Origin of the sequence: Sphingomonas sp. CROZ-RG-20F-R02-07 (genome assembly GCF_022662335.1) — a bacterium.
In the GTDB taxonomy this organism is placed as follows: Bacteria; Pseudomonadota; Alphaproteobacteria; order Sphingomonadales; family Sphingomonadaceae; genus Sphingomonas.
Map to the genome: position 1 here is coordinate 363,993 of NZ_JAKNQJ010000001.1, position 16,666 is coordinate 380,658.

At 69.4% G+C, this 16,666-nt stretch carries 14 protein-coding genes; 11 read left to right on the forward strand and 3 right to left on the reverse strand.

Annotation, left to right across the window (positions count from 1 at the left end; genetic code table 11):
• Nucleotides 1-27 precede the first annotated feature (27 nt).
• From L8H00_RS01770 to L8H00_RS01780, 3 genes are read left to right on the forward strand one after another with little or no spacing between them, the layout of a single operon-like run.
• On the forward strand, nt 28-1,818 hold the full coding sequence (locus L8H00_RS01770; RefSeq protein ID WP_242095503.1) for a tail fiber domain-containing protein: 1,791 nt from the start codon (nt 28-30) through the stop codon (nt 1,816-1,818).
• Nucleotides 1,818-2,195 (forward strand): hypothetical protein, encoded by a 378-nt coding sequence (locus L8H00_RS01775; protein ID WP_242095504.1) that lies wholly within the window; start codon nt 1,818-1,820, stop codon nt 2,193-2,195. Before L8H00_RS01770 ends, L8H00_RS01775 begins: the two co-directional genes overlap by 1 nt.
• Nucleotides 2,192-2,956 carry a hypothetical protein gene (locus tag L8H00_RS01780; RefSeq protein WP_242095505.1) on the forward strand — a complete coding sequence of 255 codons (765 nt, stop codon included), beginning with the start codon at nt 2,192-2,194 and terminating at the stop codon, nt 2,954-2,956. The genes L8H00_RS01775 and L8H00_RS01780 overlap by 4 nt, the downstream gene beginning before the upstream one ends.
• A 183-nt stretch (nt 2,957-3,139) precedes the next feature.
• Here L8H00_RS01780 and L8H00_RS01785 read toward each other — a convergent pair whose 3' ends face one another.
• Nucleotides 3,140-3,316, reverse strand: a complete 177-nt coding sequence (locus L8H00_RS01785) for a hypothetical protein (RefSeq protein ID WP_242095506.1) — start codon at nt 3,314-3,316, stop codon at nt 3,140-3,142.
• Between the two features lie 90 nt (nt 3,317-3,406).
• Between L8H00_RS01785 and L8H00_RS01790 the strand changes: the two genes are divergently transcribed.
• The gene (locus tag L8H00_RS01790) at nt 3,407-4,021 is read left to right on the forward strand and encodes a S24 family peptidase (RefSeq protein WP_242095507.1); all 615 of its coding nucleotides are present in this window, start codon (nt 3,407-3,409) and stop codon (nt 4,019-4,021) included.
• Between the two features lie 271 nt (nt 4,022-4,292).
• Here the strand turns inward: L8H00_RS01790 and L8H00_RS01795 are convergent, their stop codons facing one another.
• Nucleotides 4,293-4,460, reverse strand: coding sequence for a hypothetical protein (locus L8H00_RS01795; protein ID WP_242095508.1), 168 nt, complete (start codon nt 4,458-4,460; stop codon nt 4,293-4,295).
• 178 nt (nt 4,461-4,638) lie between these two features.
• Between L8H00_RS01795 and L8H00_RS01800 the strand changes: the two genes are divergently transcribed.
• The 4 genes from L8H00_RS01800 (at nt 4,639) to L8H00_RS01815 (ending at nt 12,437) form a co-directional block, all read left to right on the forward strand.
• A complete protein-coding gene (locus L8H00_RS01800) occupies nt 4,639-4,851 on the forward strand; it encodes a hypothetical protein (protein ID WP_242095509.1) in 213 nt (70 codons plus the stop codon).
• Nucleotides 4,852-5,124: 273 nt separating this feature from the next.
• Nucleotides 5,125-7,098: a BamA/TamA family outer membrane protein gene (locus tag L8H00_RS01805; protein WP_242095510.1), complete on the forward strand. Its 1,974-nt coding sequence runs from the start codon at nt 5,125-5,127 to the stop codon at nt 7,096-7,098.
• Entirely contained in the window at nt 7,098-11,210 is a 4,113-nt protein-coding gene (locus L8H00_RS01810; RefSeq protein WP_242095511.1) for a translocation/assembly module TamB, read from the forward strand. Before L8H00_RS01805 ends, L8H00_RS01810 begins: the two co-directional genes overlap by 1 nt.
• A 135-nt stretch (nt 11,211-11,345) precedes the next feature.
• Nucleotides 11,346-12,437, forward strand: a complete 1,092-nt coding sequence (locus L8H00_RS01815; RefSeq protein WP_242095512.1) for an acyltransferase — start codon at nt 11,346-11,348, stop codon at nt 12,435-12,437.
• Here L8H00_RS01815 and L8H00_RS01820 read toward each other — a convergent pair.
• Nucleotides 12,383-13,807 (reverse strand): aldehyde dehydrogenase family protein, encoded by a 1,425-nt coding sequence (locus tag L8H00_RS01820; RefSeq protein WP_242095513.1) that lies wholly within the window; start codon nt 13,805-13,807, stop codon nt 12,383-12,385. The genes L8H00_RS01815 and L8H00_RS01820 overlap by 55 nt on opposite strands.
• Nucleotides 13,808-13,927: 120 nt before the next feature.
• On the opposite strand from L8H00_RS01820, the gene L8H00_RS01825 reads away from it, so the two are divergent.
• From L8H00_RS01825 to L8H00_RS01835, 3 genes are all read left to right on the forward strand, one after another.
• The gene (locus L8H00_RS01825) at nt 13,928-14,686 is read left to right on the forward strand and encodes an SDR family oxidoreductase (protein ID WP_242095514.1); all 759 of its coding nucleotides are present in this window, start codon (nt 13,928-13,930) and stop codon (nt 14,684-14,686) included.
• Complete coding sequence (locus L8H00_RS01830; RefSeq protein WP_242095515.1) at nt 14,683-15,660, forward strand: quinone oxidoreductase; 978 nt, start codon at nt 14,683-14,685, stop codon at nt 15,658-15,660. Before L8H00_RS01825 ends, L8H00_RS01830 begins: the two co-directional genes overlap by 4 nt.
• A 119-nt stretch (nt 15,661-15,779) precedes the next feature.
• Complete coding sequence (locus L8H00_RS01835; protein ID WP_242095516.1) at nt 15,780-16,634, forward strand: manganese catalase family protein; 855 nt, start codon at nt 15,780-15,782, stop codon at nt 16,632-16,634.
• Nucleotides 16,635-16,666: the final 32 nt, after the last annotated feature.

The window sequence follows — 16,666 nt, forward strand, 5'->3', positions numbered from 1 at the left end:
GGTTTCGCGCAAGCCGCGGCTTCGGCCTTGGCGACGCTGCTGTCGCAGTTCACCGGCTATCTCACCACCGCGCTTGCCGGGCGCTTCGGCGACGGCACGGTCGCAGCGCCTGGGATCACGTTCGCAGCCGATCAGGACACCGGCGTGCGTCGGACCGGCGACAATGCGCTTGCGATTGTCACTGGCGGCGTCGACCGTATCACCGTCTCATCGTCGGGCGCGGTGGCCACCGCAGGCCCGTTCAGCGTAGGCAAGGGCACTTATCCGGTCACGATCAGCTCTGATTCGGCCAGCTACGCGAACATGGGCGTTGGCTATGGCGCTGGAAATACTGCGGCGGCCACGGGCTCTAACAATGTCGCGGTCGGTCTCCAGGCGCTCTCCAGCCTCACATCCGGGGGCTCCAACTCCGCGCTCGGGCTGCGGGCGGGCCAGTCGGTCAACTCGGGTTCGTCGAGCGTCTATGTCGGCACCAACGCGGGCAGCAGCGTTACCACCGGCGGAGGCAATACGCTGCTGGGCTATGGCGCTGGATCGCAGCTAGCGGGTAGCGACGGCAACAATACAATCGTCGGCATCTATGCGGCCGTCGCCGGCATGAATGGCAACATCGTCCTCGCCGACGGCAGCGGCACCCCGCGCTATCGCTGGGACGGCGCAACCAACACGATAGCAGGCAATTTGGCTGTCACCGGCAATCAGACAACTGCCGGAACGGTCTCGGCCTCTACCCACAACGTCTACACCGCGAACGCCGCTGCTGCCGCACTCTACGGCGTGGCGACACAAGACGACATCGCCGGCCCCGGATGGGCCATCGGCTGCGCGGGCATCGCCAATCTGGGCACGAGCAATCCTACCTCCACCACCGGCCGCACATGGGGGTTGTACGGCGCGGCGCCCGGCGCTGGCGCAGGTGGGGCGGTCAATGTCGGTGTGATGGCCTGGAGCAAATCCGGCTACCAGTTCGCCGCCTTCAATTACGCGCAAAACGGCTATTCATTTTTCGTGGACGGCGCCGGAAATATCCAGCCCGGCACCACAGACAATACCGCATCGATCGGCACCGCATCCAACCGTTACAGCACCGTCTTCGCTGGCACCAACACGATCAACACGTCGGACAAGACGCTCAAGACGGTGCGCTCGACCACGCTGACGAATCAGGAGCGTGCTTGGGCAAAGTCGATCGCGGTCGTCGCCTACCAGTTCAACGATGCGATTGCGGAGAAGGGCGTGGGCGGCGCCCGCATGCACTGGGGCGTGCTGGCGCAGGACGTTTATCAGGCTGGCTTGGATGCCGGCATCGCGGACCCGATGCACTATGCCTTTCTCTGCCGCGATCCGCTGACGGTTCACCGGCAGGAGATCGAGACGGTGCCGACCCGCGTGCCGGCCATGGAAACGGTGCAGGAGCCGCAAACGACGATCGAGATGATCGATGGGCGTGCCGTCCAGCGCGTCGTCATAGTCCCGGTCGAGCGGCAGATCGTCGACAGCTTTCCCGTCTTCGACGAGAGCGGCAACCCGCTCACGCGGATCGAGCAGCCGTTCGTCGCCGGCTCGCCCGCGGCGGCCGAGGTTCGCGATGACGCCGGAGAGGTCGTGCAGGCTGCGGTCGCGGCGGTGCCCGAGATCCCCGAGGTCCGCGTACCGATCGTGCATGACGTGCCGCGGCTGATCGACAGCACGGCGGAGGTCGCGCGCGACATCACGGAGCCCGTTCTGGACGACCATGGCGCGCCGGTCATGCGCTGGGGCATCCGCTATACGGAGCTGCTGATGTTTCTGCTCGCTTGCCAGCCCCCGCAGAGCTGATGGCCGTCGATCCTCTCTTCGCGCAATGGCTCCAGGCGGACTCCGACAACGTCGTGCGCACGGACAACGCGGCGACGGCCCGCTGGGGGGCGAGCGCCCTCACAACGGAGCGTGTCACCGGGATCGCCAACTTTGCGGCGGCTACCGTCGAGGCTGATCGAGAAGTGGCATTCTTCTCGCGCGGTCCCTTTGCTGTCGATCTGCACACGGTGGTCGGAACCGACTGGCAGAACGACCTTGGCCATGTCGTCACCTTCATCTCCGACCAACTGGGCTACGACGGCGGCGTTGATGTTTTTGTGACTGGGGTAGAGATGGATCAGGCAACTGGGATCACCATCGTGACCGTTCTTCGGCCGCTACGAGGCGTTGCATGACGAAGCTGCTGATTATCGAGCCCATGGACTTCCAGGCCACCGCGTCGCGCGGCTCCGGCGCGGCCAACCTTACCAGCCGCGATCCCAAAGAAGTCTGGGCCGATAGCGCCGCAGGATCGGCCGCCGCCATCACGATCGACCTTGGTCAAGCGCGTTCCATCGACACCATCTTCCTCGGCTACGTCCGACCACCTGTCGCCACGGCGACGTGGACGATCACCGGTGGCCTCTCAGAAGGTGCCGAGTTCGTGATCCAGCCCCAGGCGATCCTCCGCGTCCCGGACGTGAGCGGGAGGTTTGCGACGATCAGCCATGCACTCTGGAATGGGTTGGCAGTGACCGCGCGCTACCTCACGATCACCGTCAATCAGCCTGCCGGCACCCCGCTGACGATCGGTGTGGCCGTCGTCGGGCTCGCGTTCGTCGCCGCGCTTGGGCAGGAATGGGGCGCGGGCCGGCAGCCGATCGATACCGGCTCGGCGACTTCGCTGCCTTCGGGAGGCTTTTCCGTTGTGGACGGCGTTCGGAAGCGCCGCTTCGGCTGGACCTTCGGTGATCTCTCGCTGACCGAGGCTGACCAGCTTGAACAGATCGCGCTTGATCTCGGGGAAACCAAGCCTGCGCTAGTGATCGAGAACGCGGCTTCGTTGCCGGGCCTGCGCTCCCGCATCTTTTACGGCCTATTCGAAAAGTGGAAGGTTTATGAGCGTCGCAACCGGCAACAGACGCGTTGGGATATCGGGATTGAGGAGTGGGTCTGAGCGGGCTCTTAAAAGCCGCTCAGAGGCGGCCTAGCGCCGTTTGAATTGCTCCAGACTCTCTTGTCACAGACTCCAGAACCTTTTGTCACGCTACAGCGACGGTGCAACCCGCCGCCGCCGCGCTCGCCCGCAGCGCCCGGAGGAGCAGCGTTCCCGCATCAACCGGGCCGATCCGATCCATCCTCATGCGCGTGGCCCCTCGATGAACGCTTCGATTCGTGCGACCAGGTCGGGCCCGGGCTGGCGCCCGCGGCGCAGGTCGCCGACGAGCCGCGGGTCGTTCGCCGCGAGCCGGCCGAAGCGCGTCACGGGCATCGCCGTGTGCCGCAGATAACGGTCGATCTTGATGATGATGGACATGGGGAGCCTCGCTGATTCGCCATCGATGTTCTTGAAATGTTCCGGCCCCTCCAACTTGTCTAGGAAAACTTCCTACGCTAGGCGGGAGATATGTCGGATCTGGATCCAAGAGCGGCGCTGGCGCATCACGCGGCGGCCGGCGGCGTCAGCCTCGCCGCGCTGTCCGCGATGATCGGGCGCAACGCGGCCTATCTGCAGCAATATGTGAAGCGCGGCACCCCGCGCGCGCTGGCCGATCGCGACCGGCAGGCGCTGGCGGCGTTCTTCGGCGTGGCGGAGGCGGTGCTGGGCGGGCCGGCGGCCACGGGCGGGCCGGTGCGCGTGCCGCGGCTCGATATCGGCGTGTCGGCGGGGCCGGGCGCGCTGGTCGATGGCGAGGTGACGCTCGGCGCGGATGCGTTCGATCCGGTGCTGCTGCGGCGGCTCGGCTTGACGCCCGGCGCGGGCGCGATCCTGCGGGTGCGGGGCAGTTCGATGGAGCCGAGGCTGATGGACGGCGACCAGATCCTGATCGACACCGCGGATCGGCGCCCACGCGGCGGGGTCTTCGTGATCCGGATCGACGACGCTACGATGGTCAAGCGGCTGGGCGTGCAGGGCGGGCGGATCGTCGCCACCAGCGACAATCCCGCCGCGCCCCCCGTGCCGGACGGCGCGATCGCGGTGATCGGCCGCGTGGTGTGGCAGATGCGCGAGACTCGCTAGGGTCGGGCGGGCGCCGCGGCGTGGCCAAGGTCGGACGATGTTCCCTGATCCGTTCGCCCTGAGCTCGTGGAAGGGCCTGTAACGCCTGCAAACATTCGATGGTGGAGAGCGTGCTTCGACAAGCTCAGCACGAACGGCTGGGGAGGCTGCGCTTGGCCGAAGTCATTCCGCCCGCGCGTTTTGCGACTTCCAATGAACCGTTCGTGCTGAGCCTGTCGAAGCACATCGAGGCTCGAGCTCTCCGACTGGCTCGGCCGGATCACCCGGAACCCTATCCCCGCCCGCGCCACCAGATCAGCAGCGCCAGCACCACGCCGGCCGCGATTCCGATCAGAACCCCCGGGGTCGCCTGACCGAACAGGAAACCGATCGCCGCGCCGCCGAGCGCACCGAGCGCGATGAGCGCACCGCCGGCGGCGGGAGGACGGGATTGGGCCATGTGGCAGGCTTTGCCACGTCCCCCGGCGGGACGCCAGCGTCCCGTGGCGGGACGCGAAAACCGGGCGGGAGCCGGTGTTTACCATCGTATGCCGCCACGTGGCGCGGCTGGCGGCCGATCGGGCGCCTCGGATCGCAAGGGCTTGCAACATGGAAGCCGATCCTCGATCGGGTTGGCGATGCCGACGATGCCCTATCTCGCCGATCCCAAGGCCGTTCACGATGCCGCCGAGTTGATCGCCCTTCACGGCCCGGCAGCGGCCGAAGAAGCCGCGCTGCGCGCCGATCGGAGCCGCGACATCGGCAACGTCGTCCATTTCTGCCGCTGGCGCCAGATCGAGCGGCTGATCGCGGTGATGGCCGCACCCGGCGCGCTGGGCACCGTCCACTAGAGTTTGATGACGTTACCCCGACGCGTTCGCCCCGAGCCTGTCGAAGCCTGTCCTGAGCTCCTCCGAAGGAGGCCTGTCCTGAATGCGAAGGCACGCCTGCGGAGGGCGTGCTTCGACAAGCTCAGCACGAACGGAAGAGTGACTGGATCAACCTGACGTCATCCCGCTTAAACGGCGATCGCCGCCGCGTGGATGCGTTCGGCGGCATGGCGCGTGCGACCGGCGGGCGGGCATGGCCTGTCGCTTCGCCGCCGATACGGCTAGGGGTCGGCCATGGTGTCCCGTCTGGGGCGGCGCAGCGCGAGCGCGGCCGCCGCGTCCTTTCTCGTCTTCACCGCATCGGTGCGCGCGCAGACCGCGCCCGCGCCCGCGCCCGCGCCCGCGCCGCCGGCCGGCTCCGACATCCCGCTCGCCCCCGATTCGCCGCTGGCGCCGATGACCGATCTGGGGGTCGGCTGGCCCGATCTGACGGCTCAGCCCGGCGATCCGGCCACCGATGCGGCGGCCATTGATCCCGCGGGCGCCGAGCGCCGCTACACGTGGCGGATCGACGGCCTGGGCGGCGCGGACAGCACTCTGCTCCAGCAGCGTTTTGCCGACAATTCGACGCTGGACGCCAATGACCGCCAGCCAGCCAACGCCGCGCAGCTCGAACGCCGCGCGCGCGAGGATGCCGCGCTGCTCACCAGCCTGCTGCGCGCACGCGGCTATTATGATGCGCATGTCGCCACCCGGGTCGAGCCCGGCGCCAAGCCGCTGGTGGTGCTCGCGGCGACGCCGGGTGCGCGCTACACCTTCGGCAGCGTGACGCTGGCTGGCGTCGCGGCGGCGGGGGACAAGGCGGCGGGGCTGACGGGCGCGTTCGGGATCGCGCCCGGCGCGCCGGTCGATTCGGACGCCGTGGTCGCTGGCGAGGCGAAGCTGCGCACCGCGATCGGCAAGCAGGGCTTCGCCTTCGCCACGGTGGGCGAGCCGGCGATCGTGGTGGATCATGCGACACACACCGCGACGATCGACGTGGCGGTGGCGCCGGGGGCGGCCAAGCGCTTCGGTCATGTCGTCGTCGAACCGGGCAACCGCGTGTTCGGTGCCGACCATGTGCAGGAGATCGCCCGCTTCCGCCCCGGTGCGCCCTATGACGCCACCGCGCTCGACGATCTGCGCCGCGCACTGATCCAGACGAGCCTGGTGTCGGCGGTCGATCTGAAGCCCGTGCCGGGGCCGACGCCCGACACGGTGGACATCGCGGTGAAGCTCGATCCGGCGCCGCCGCGCACCATCGCCGCGCAGCTCGGCTATGGCACGGGCGAGGGCGCCACCGCCGAGGTCGACTGGACTCACCGCAATCTGTTTCCGCCCGAGGGCGCGCTGATCCTGCGCGGGGTGCTCGGCACGCAGGAGCAGCTGGGTTCGGTGATCTTCCGCCGCAACAATTTCGACGGGCGCGACCGCGTGCTGACGTTCCAGCTCGCCGCCGCGCACGTCAACCGCACCGCTTATGAGGCGCGGACCTTCTCGCTGTCGGGCACGCTGGAGCGGCAGACCAACATCTTCTTCCAGAAGGCGTGGGTGTGGTCGCTCGGCGCCGAGCTGCTGGCGTCGGACGAGCGCGATTCGGTGGAGGCCACCGGCGCGCCGCGCGAGGGGACCTATTTCATCGGCGCGCTGCCCACGAGCCTCACCTATGACGGCTCCGACGATCTGCTCGATCCAACGAAGGGGTTCCGCCTCGGCGGCCGGATCTCGCCCGAGCTGTCGCTGCGCGGCGCCGCGTTCGGCTATGCGCGCACCCAGCTCGATGCGAGCGTGTACCGCACGATCCTGCCCGGCGTGGTGCTCGCGGGGCGCACGCGGCTCGGCACGATCGTCGGCGCGCCGCGCGATGCGGTGGCGCCGTCGCGGCGTTTCTATGCGGGCGGCGGCGCGTCGGTGCGCGGCTATGGCTATCAGGACGTGGGGCCCCGCGATGCGAACAACAATCCGATCGGCGGGCGCAGCATCACCGAATTCTCCGCCGAGGCGCGGCTGCGGCTGTTCGGCAGCTTCGGGATCGTGCCGTTCCTCGACGCGGGCAACATCTATACCAGCCCGCTGCCCAAATTCACCGGCCTGCAATATGGCACTGGGGTGGGCGTGCGTTATTATTCGAACTTTGGCCCGATCCGCCTCGACGTCGGCACGCCGATCAACCCGCAGGCGGGCGACGGGCGGATCGCGGTCTATGTCTCGCTGGGCCAGGCGTTCTGATGGTCTGGGCCAGGCGAATCGGAATCGCGATCGGCGTGCTGCTGGCGGTGATCGCGGCGGCGCTGCTGGGCGTCGATACCGATATCGGCCACCGCGTGGTCGCGGACCGGATCGGCACGGTGCGCACCGCGACCGGCCTGCGCTTCGCGGTCGGGCGGATCGACGGCTCGCTCTATTCGAACACGCGGATCCGCGATCTGCGCGTCTATGACACGCGCGGGCTGGTGTTCACCGCGCCGAACGTCGCGCTCGACTGGTCGCCCTGGCGCTGGTTCGCGAACACGCTGGCGATCCGGCGGCTCGCGGTGCCGTCGGCCACGCTGCTGCGCACGCCGGTCACGCGGCCGACGCGACGCAACGGACCGATCCTGCCCGGCTTCGACATTCGCATCGACCGGCTGGCGATCGACCGGCTGACGCTGGCCGCGCCCGTGCTCGGCACCGTGCGCACTGCGGCGCTGCACGCGCGCGCCGATATCCGATCGGGCCGTGCGCTGGTGGCGCTGAACGGCATGGTGGCGGGCAGCGACCGGCTCGCGATCGGGGTGGACGTGGCGCCCGATGCCGATCGGTTCGCGATCGCGGTGCACGGGGCAGGCGCGCGCGGCGGCGTGCTCGCGCGGATGCTGGGCGCGAAGACCGGAGTGGCGATCGACTTGGGCGGCCATGGCCGCTGGCACGCGTGGAACGGGCGCGCGACGCTGTCGGGCGGGGCGGAGCGGCTCGCCGCGCTGACGCTGGCGGCGCAGTCGGGGCGCTACACGCTGTCGGGCATGGTCGCGCCCGAGCGGCTGACCCACGGCATCCTGCGCAGCCTGACCGTGCCGCGCGTGCTGGTGAACGGCAGCGCCACCTTCGCCGATCGCCGTCTGGCGGGCACGCTGACGCTGCGCTCGCCCTCGCTGCTGGCCGAGGCGAGCGGCGGGGTGGATCTGGGGGCGAACGCGTTTCGCGACCTGCACGTCCGCGCACAGCTGCTGCGTGCGCGTGCGCTGTTCCCCAACATGACCGGCAACGACATCCGGCTGCGCGCCACGCTCGACGGCGGCTTCGACAGCGCAGCCTTCGCCTATCGGCTCGATGCAGACCGGTTCGCGTTCGACGATACCGGGTTCGAGGATGTCCATGCCGGCGGCCACGGCCATCTGTCGGCCGCGCCCGTCGCGGTGCCGGTGCGGATCGCGGCGGCGCGCGTGACCGGGGTCGGCAGCGTCGCGGGCGGCATCCTGCGCAACCTGACGCTATCGGGAATCCTCCACGTCACGCCCGAGACGGTGAGCGGCAGCGACCTGGTGCTCGTGTCGGACAAGCTGAAGGGCCGCTTCGTCCTCACGGTCGATCTCGACAGCGGCGTCTATGCGGTGGGAATCGCGGGCGGGCTGGGGCGTTACCTCATCCCCGGGCTCGGCATCGTCGACATCGCGTCCACCTTCCGCGCGGTGCCGGGGCCGGGCAACCACGGTACGCGGCTGATCGGCAAGGGCACCGCCGATGTGCGCCGGCTGGACGATGCGTTCTTCGCCAGCCTGATGGGCGGGTTGCCGCACGTCACCGCCGATCTCGAGCGCACACCCGACACCGTTCTCCATCTGAGCAACATCGTGCTGACCGCGCCGCTGCTGCGGATCGTCGGCGGAGGCTATCGCCGGCGCGACGGCAGCGTGCATTTCGAAGGCACCGGGCGCCACGCGACCTATGGCCCGCTGACGCTGAAGCTGGACGGACCGATCGGCAAGCCGGTGATCGACCTGGCCTTCGCGAGCCCCGACGCGACCTTGGGCTTGAACGGGGTGCGCGCGCATCTCGATCCGACACCGCAGGGCTTCGCCTTCACCGCGAGCGGCGGGGCGCACACCGGGCCGTTCGTGGCGCGGGGCGCGATCCTGTTGCCGAGCGGGCCCGGCGCATCGGCGATCCGCGTCGATGCGATCGACACCGCGGGCGCGCATGCGAGCGGGCTGTTGGCGATCGTGGCGGGCGGCTTCGACGGGCGGCTCGCGGTCACCGGCGCGGCGACGGGCGCGCTGACGTTCCGTCCGGTCGGCACCATCCAGCGGATCGGCGTGGCGCTCGACGGCCGGGGCGTCCGATATGGCGGCGCGGTGCTGCGGCAGGGCCATGTCGAGGCGGATCTGCTGCTCGATCCGGCGGGCATGCGGATCGATGCGAGCGCCAATGGTCAGGGCCTCCGCCGCGGCGCGCTGAACCTCTCGCGCTTCGCCATCGCCGCGCATCTGAAGGGCGGCACGGGCGAGGTGCGCGGATCGATCGCCGGCACGCGCGGCCGGCCCTTCGCGATCCAGGCGATCGCGCAGATGACGCGCACGCGGGCGAGCGTGGCGGCGCAGGGCACGCTCGACGGCCGCCCGATCGCGCTGACGGCGCCCGCGATCCTGACGCGCGAGGACGATGGCTGGCGGCTGGCGACGACGCGGCTTGCCTTTGCCGGGGGCGAGGCGACCATCGCCGGCCGGTTCGGCGGCAGCCATGGGGCGATCGACGCGACCATGACGCGGATGCCGCTGGCGATCCTCGATATCGGTTATCCGGGGCTCGGGCTGCTGGGCAACGCCTCGGGCAGCCTGTCGGTGGTGACGGGGCCGGGCCCGACCACGGGCAAGATCGCGGTGACGGTGCGCGGGCTGTCGCGCGCGGGGCTGGTGCTGTCGTCGCGGCCGATCGACCTGGGGCTCGCAGGAATGCTCTCCGCCGACACGCTCGGTGCGCGCGCGGTGCTGGCGAGCGGCGGCAAGACGATCGGACGCGCGCAGGCGCGGCTCGCGCTGGCGCCAGGCGGCGACGTCGCCACGCGGATCGCCTCGGCAGGGCTGTTCGCGCAGCTCCGCTATGCCGGGCCGGCGGACGCGCTGTGGCGGCTGAGCGGTGTCGAGCTGTTCGACCTGTCCGGCCCGATCGCGGTTGCGGCGGACGCCACCGGCCGTGTCGATGCGCCCGCGATCCGCGGCGTAGTGCAGGCGACCGGCGCGCGGCTGGAAAGCGGCACGACCGGCACCGTCTTCACCAATGTGCAGGCGAGCGGCCGATTCGGCGGCGCCGGGCTGGTGATCGACCGTTTCGCCGGCGATGCGGGCAAGGGCGGGCGGGTGACCGGCGGCGGCCGGTTCGACTTTTCCGCCGCGCACGGCGTCGGGCTCGATCTCGCGCTCAAGGCCGATCACGCCGCGATGATCGCGCGCGACGACATCGCCGCGACCGTTACCGGCACGCTCACCTTCAAATCGGACGGGTCGGGCGGGACGATCGGCGGCGACGTCACGCTCGACCGCAGCCGCTATCGCTTGGGCCAGGCGACCGCGGCGAGCGCGGTGCCGCAGTTGAACATCCGCGAGATCAACCTGCCCGAAGGCGGCGAGGAGGCAGAGGCGCCCACCCGGCCCTGGACGCTCGCCGTGCACGCGCATGCGCCAGGGCAGGTCCGCGTGCTGGGCCTCGGCCTCGACAGCGAATGGAGCGCGGACCTGGCCATCGCGGGTGCGCCGGACGATCCCGCGATCACCGGCCGCGCGACGCTGATCCGGGGCGATTATGATTTCGCGGGTCGCAAGTTCACGCTCGATCGCGGCGTGATCCGCTTCGCCGGCGAATTGCCCGCCAACCCCGCGCTCGACATCACCGCCAATGCCGACAGCACCGGGCTTAACGCGCAGATCCGCGTGACCGGCGTGGCGCTGAAGCCCGAGATCGGCTTCACCAGCGTGCCCGCGCTGCCGCAGGACGAGCTGTTGTCTCGGCTGCTGTTCGGCACCTCGATCACCAACCTGTCCGCGCCCGAGGCGCTGCAACTCGCAGCGGCCGTGGCGGCGCTGCAGAATGGCGGGCGCGGCGGGCTCAACCCGATCAACGCGGTGCGGCGCGCGGCGGGGCTCGATCGCCTGCGCATCCTGCCCGCCGATCCGCAGACCGGGCAGGGCACCTCGATCGCGGCGGGCAAATATGTGACGCGGCGTTTCTATGCCGAGATCGTGACCGACGGGCAGGGCTATAGCGCGACCCAGGCCGAGTTTCAGGTGACGCGCTGGCTGTCGCTCCTCTCCAGCATCTCGACGCTCGGACGGCAGAGCGGCAATGTGCGCGTGTCGAAGGATTATTGATCCCGGCTTTGGTGAACGTGCCATAACAGGATCGATCTGACGGAAAATTCACGTTTTTTGCACGCGGGGACGCGTATCGCGCGATGATGAGCCTCGCGCCGTCTCGCCGGCGGCCGGGCGCCGAAAGGATATCGGGTGTCGCACCGCGTACCGTCGCGAAACCATCTGTTCGACGCATTGCGCGGCCTGGCGGCCGTGGCGGTGATGCTGTTCCACGTCACCAACATCGATCGCGATCCGATGCTGGCCGGCGGCTATCTCGCGGTCGACCTGTTCTTCCTGCTGAGCGGTTTCGTGCTGTGGAACGCCTATGGCGCGCGGCTGGTGGAGGGCCTGTCGGCGGGCGCGTTCCTGCGCATCCGGCTGGTGCGGCTCTATCCGATGTTCGCGATCGGGATGGCGCTGGGGATCGTCCGCGCGCTGGGGGCGATGCATCTCGGCGATCCGCGCGCGCCGACCTGGCCGATGCTGATCGTGCAGACGCTGGCGACCGCGCTGCTGATCCCGTCCGGCGTCAGCGACGAAGGCGTGTTCCCGCTCGACAACCCCGCCTGGTCGCTGTCGCTGGAGGTGATCGTCAACATCGCCTTCTGCCTGTGGATGGTGCGGCGGCCAGACCGGATGCTGGGGATGCTGTGCGTCGTCGTCGCCTTCGCGCTTGTCATGGTCGCTTTGCGCTTCGGGTCGCTCGATACGGGGTGGAAGGCGGCGAACGCCATCGGCGGCCCGATCCGCTGCGCGTTCAGCTTCACGCTCGGCGTGCTGATGGCGCGGCGGGGGATCCATGCCGCGCATGATCCGCGAAGCGGGCGGCTGTTGCCCTATGCCATCCTCGCGCTCGTGCTGGCGGTCATCGCCTTCCCGCCGGGCGCGGCGTTGCGGCCGTGGTTCGATCTCGCCTGCGTGATGATCGTGTTTCCCGCGATCGTGGCGCTGGCGGCGAACGCGCGGATGGCGGGCGCAGGCGCGTGGATCGCGACCGTGCTTGGGGACATGTCCTATCCCCTCTATGCGATCCACTATCCGCTGATCCGGCCGGCGATGGTGCTCTGCGCCCGGTTCCACATCGGCGGCGGCAACGCGATCGTCGCGATCGCGGGATTGTGCCTGGCGTCGGCCGCCCTGCTCGTTCCCGTCGATCGCGTGCTACGCGGCTGGCTCGGCCGCCGGCTTCAGCCGTGCAGGCCCACCACCGTCTTCACCTCCATGAAGTCCGCCAGACCGTAACGCCCGTTCTCGCGGCCGTTGCCCGATTGCTTGTAGCCGCCGAACGGCGCGCCCAGATCGGGGCTCCAGCTGTTGATCGTCACGAGCCCCGCGCGCAGCCGCCCGGCGACCTCGGCCGCCGCCGCCGGATCGCCCGAGATCGTCGCGGACAGGCCGTAGGGCGTGTCGTTGGCGATGCGGATCGCCTCGTCCTGATCGGCATAGCGGGTGATCGTCGCGACCGGGCCGAACGTCTCCTCCTGCGCGATCCGCATTTCGGGCGTCACGTCGGCAAAGAGCGTCGGCTGGATATAATAGCCGGCGTTGCGGCCGTCGGGGCGGCCGGGGCCGCCGGTCACGAGCGTCGCGCCCTCGTCGATCGCCGACTGGATCAGCTCCTGGATCTTGTCGAACTGCGCCTTGTTGACGACGGGGCCGATCTGCTGGCCCATCTCGGCCGGATCGCCGACGCGGGTCTGCTCCATCATCGCCTTCACGAACGCGGTGGCGTCGGCCACCTGGCTGTCGTGCACGAGCAGGCGGGTGGGCGCGATGCAGCTCTGGCCCGAATTGGCGAGCACGCCCGCGACGGTCGGCGGCAGCACGGCCGCCAGGTCCGCGCCCTCCAGCACCAGATTGGCCGCCTTGCCGCCCAGTTCCTGATGGACCCGCTTCACGGTGGCGGCGGCGGCCTGGGCGATCAGGATGCCGGCGCGGGTGGAGCCGGTGAAGCTCACCATGTCGACATCCTTGTGCGCGCTCAGCGCCGCGCCGACGCCGGGGCCGTCGCCCTGCACCAGGTTGAACACGCCGGCGGGCACGCCCGCGGCGTGCATGATCTCGGCCAGGATCGCCGCGCATCCCGGCGCCTCTTCCGAGGGCTTCAGCACCATCGTGTCGCCTGCCGCGAGCGCGGGGGCGACCTTCGCGCAGATCTGGTTCAGCGGCCAGTTCCACGGCGTAATCATCGCGACGACGCCCAGCGGCTCATGCACCACGCGCGCCTTGCCGATCGTCTCCTCGAACTGGAACGCGGCCAGCGCCTTGGCGGTCGCGGCGAAATGGCCGAGCCCGGTGGGCGCCTGCGCCATCGTCGCCAGGCCGATCGGCGCGCCCATCTCCTGGCTGATCGCCTTGGCCAGATCGGGGATGCGCGCCTTGTATTCGGCCATGATCCGCTGGAGCACCGCCTGGCGCTCGTCCACGCTGGTGCGGCTCCAGCTTTCGAACGCGCGGCGTGCGGCGGCGACCGCCTTGTCGGCATCGGCGGCGGTGCCGAGCGTGATTTCGGTGACGGGCTGTTCGGTCGATGGGTCGATCACCGCATGCCGCCGGCCGCCCTCGCTCTTCACCCAGGCGCCGTCGATATAATGGTCGAGATAGCTGTTCATGGTCGATCCTCTCCAGATTCCACGATCGGGTATGGCGACGATCCTTGGGCCCCGCGCGGGTGGGTTGCAACCCGAAACGCGCCGGGCGCGTTCGGGACGTTCGCGATCAAGGAGAAGTTCATGACCCGCTTCACGGGCAAGACCGTCATCGTCACCGGCGCCGCCTCGGGCATCGGCAAGGCCGCCGCGGAGCGCTTCGCGCGCGAGGGCGCGAATGTGCTGGCGCTCGATCTGGACGGGGACAAGCTCGCCAAGGCGCTCTCGGCGCTCCCCGCGGAGCGGCTCGAGACGATGGCGTGCGACACCGCGCGATCGGCCGATGCGCGCGCGGCGGTGGCCAGGGCGGTGGAACGGTTCGGCGGGGTGGACGTGCTGGTCAACAATGCCGGCGTCGCGGTCACGGGCGACGTGACCGACACCGACGAGGAGGATTGGAACCGCGTGATGGCCGTGAACGTGAACGGCTATTTCCACATGGCGAAGGCGGCCCTTCCCGAATTGAAGAAGACGCGCGGCGCGATCGTGCAGACATCGTCCGTCTCGGGTCTGGGCGGCGATTGGGGGATGGCGGCCTACAACGCGTCCAAGGGCGCGGTGACGAACCTGACGCGCGCGATGGCCATGGATCACGGCAAGGACGGGGTGCGCGTCAATGCGGTGAACCCCACCTTCACCGATACCGGCATGACGTCGGATATGAAGGACGAGGCCACCGTCGCCAAATTTCTGGAGCGCATTCCGATGAGGCGTATCGGCCAACCCGAAGACATCGCCGCGGCGATGGCGTTCCTGGCGAGCGAGGATGCGGGCTTCATCACCGGGGTGAACCTGCCCGTTGATGGCGGGCTGACCGCCTCCAACGGGCAGCCTGCGCAGTGAGCGCGCGCGTCGCCCGGATCGATCGCATCGGCGGCCCCGAGGTGATCGAATGGCATGACGTCGACCTGCCGGCCCCGGCCGCCGGCGAGGTGCGGATCGCACACCATGCGGTGGGGCTGAACTTCATCGACGTCTATCACCGCAGCGGAGTCTATCCGGTCAGCCTGCCTTCCGGGCTCGGTAGCGAAGCGGCGGGCACGATCGAGGCGGTGGGCGAGGGCGTCGAGGGCTTTGCCGTAGGCGACCGCGTGGGCACCTTCGGCCCGACGCGCGGCGCCTATGCCAGTGCGCGCAACGTCGCCGCCGATCAGGTCGTGCCGCTGTCCGATGCGGTGGATTTCGACACGGCGGCGGCGATCATGCTGAAGGGCGCGACCGCCGCCTTCCTCGTCGAGGATTGCGCGAAGGTGGCGGCAGGGCAGATGGTGCTCGTCCACGCGGCGGCGGGGGGCGTCGGCCATCTGCTCGTCGGCTGGCTGAAGGCGGTGGGCGCGGTGGTGATCGGCACCGCCGGCACGGCCGGAAAGGCGGCGCGCGCGACTGCGGCGGGCGCTGACCATGTGATCGTCCACACGCAGGAGGATGTCGTCGCGCGCGTCCGTGCGATCACCGACGGGGCCGGCGTGTCGACGGTGTTCGACGGCGTCGGTGCCGCGACCTGGGACGTGTCGCTCGCGAGTGCTGCACGGCGCGGGCTGATCGTGAGCTATGGCAATGCCGGCGGCGCGGTGGAGGGCGTGAAGCTCGCCACGCTGGCGTCGCACGGCTCGCTGTTCGTCACCCGGCCGACCTTGTTCGATTATGCGGTATCGGGCGACGACAAGCGGCGGATCGCCGCGCGCGTCTTCGCGATGCTGGCGCGCGGCGCGATCGTGCCCGAGATCGGCCGCCGCTTTCCGCTCGAACGCACGGCCGACGCGCACCGCGCGCTGGAGGCGGGCGAGACTCAGGGGAGCACGGTGCTGACGCTCTAGCGCTGCGCCAATACTGACCTATGTCAGCATAAATTGCTGTAATCATTGCGCTTTGTCGTCGGGCATTTTGGCGCCTGGTCCGTTTCTCCGTCGGCATCACGCCACCGATGGAGATTTCCATGTATTACCACGACAGCCGCCTGCAATATCCGGTCACCTGCGAGCGACCCGATCCGGCCTTTGCCACGCTGCTGCAACAAGCGATCGGCGGGGTGGAGGGCGAGATCCGCGTCTGCATGCAGTATTTCTTCCAGGCCTGGGGCAATCGCGCGCCGGACTCGAAATATCGCGACATGCTGCTCCACACCGCCACCGAGGAGATCGGCCATATCGAGATGCTGGCAACCGCGGTCGCCCTCAATCTCGACAAGGCGCCGACCTCGCTTCAGGAAGAGGGCGCGGCGGACGGCGTCGTCGGCGCGATCATGGGCGGCGGCAGCGGCAAGGGTGCGATCGAGCACATGATCCACAAGAACCTGTTGTCGGCAGGCCTGGCCGCAATGCCGATGGACTCGGACGGCGTGCCGTTCAACATGAGCCACATCTATGCCAGCGGCAACGTCGCCGCGGACATGTATTGCAACGTCGCGGCGGAAAGCACGGGCCGCGTGCTCGCGGTGCGCCTGTTCAACGCGACCGAGGACGCTGGCATGAAGAAGATGCTGCATTACATGATCGCGCGCGACACGATGCACCAGCAGCAATGGCTTGCGGTGCTGGAGGAACTGGGCGGCCCCGGCGCCAATCTGCCGATTCCCAATTCCTTCCCGCAGGAGCAGGAAGACCAGCAGAACAACTATAATTTCTATGCGACGGCGGTGAACGGCTCGGTGCCCGCAGGCCGTTGGAGCAGCGGGCCGTCGATCGACGGCAAGGGCGAGTTTACCGTCTTCCGCAACGAACCGCTCGGCGACACGCCCGTTCTCGGCGCTTCCAGGCCCGACAGCGCCGCGCAAAGCCAGCAGATCGGCTGAGCGCGAACGAAAAGGCGCCCGGATCGCTCCGG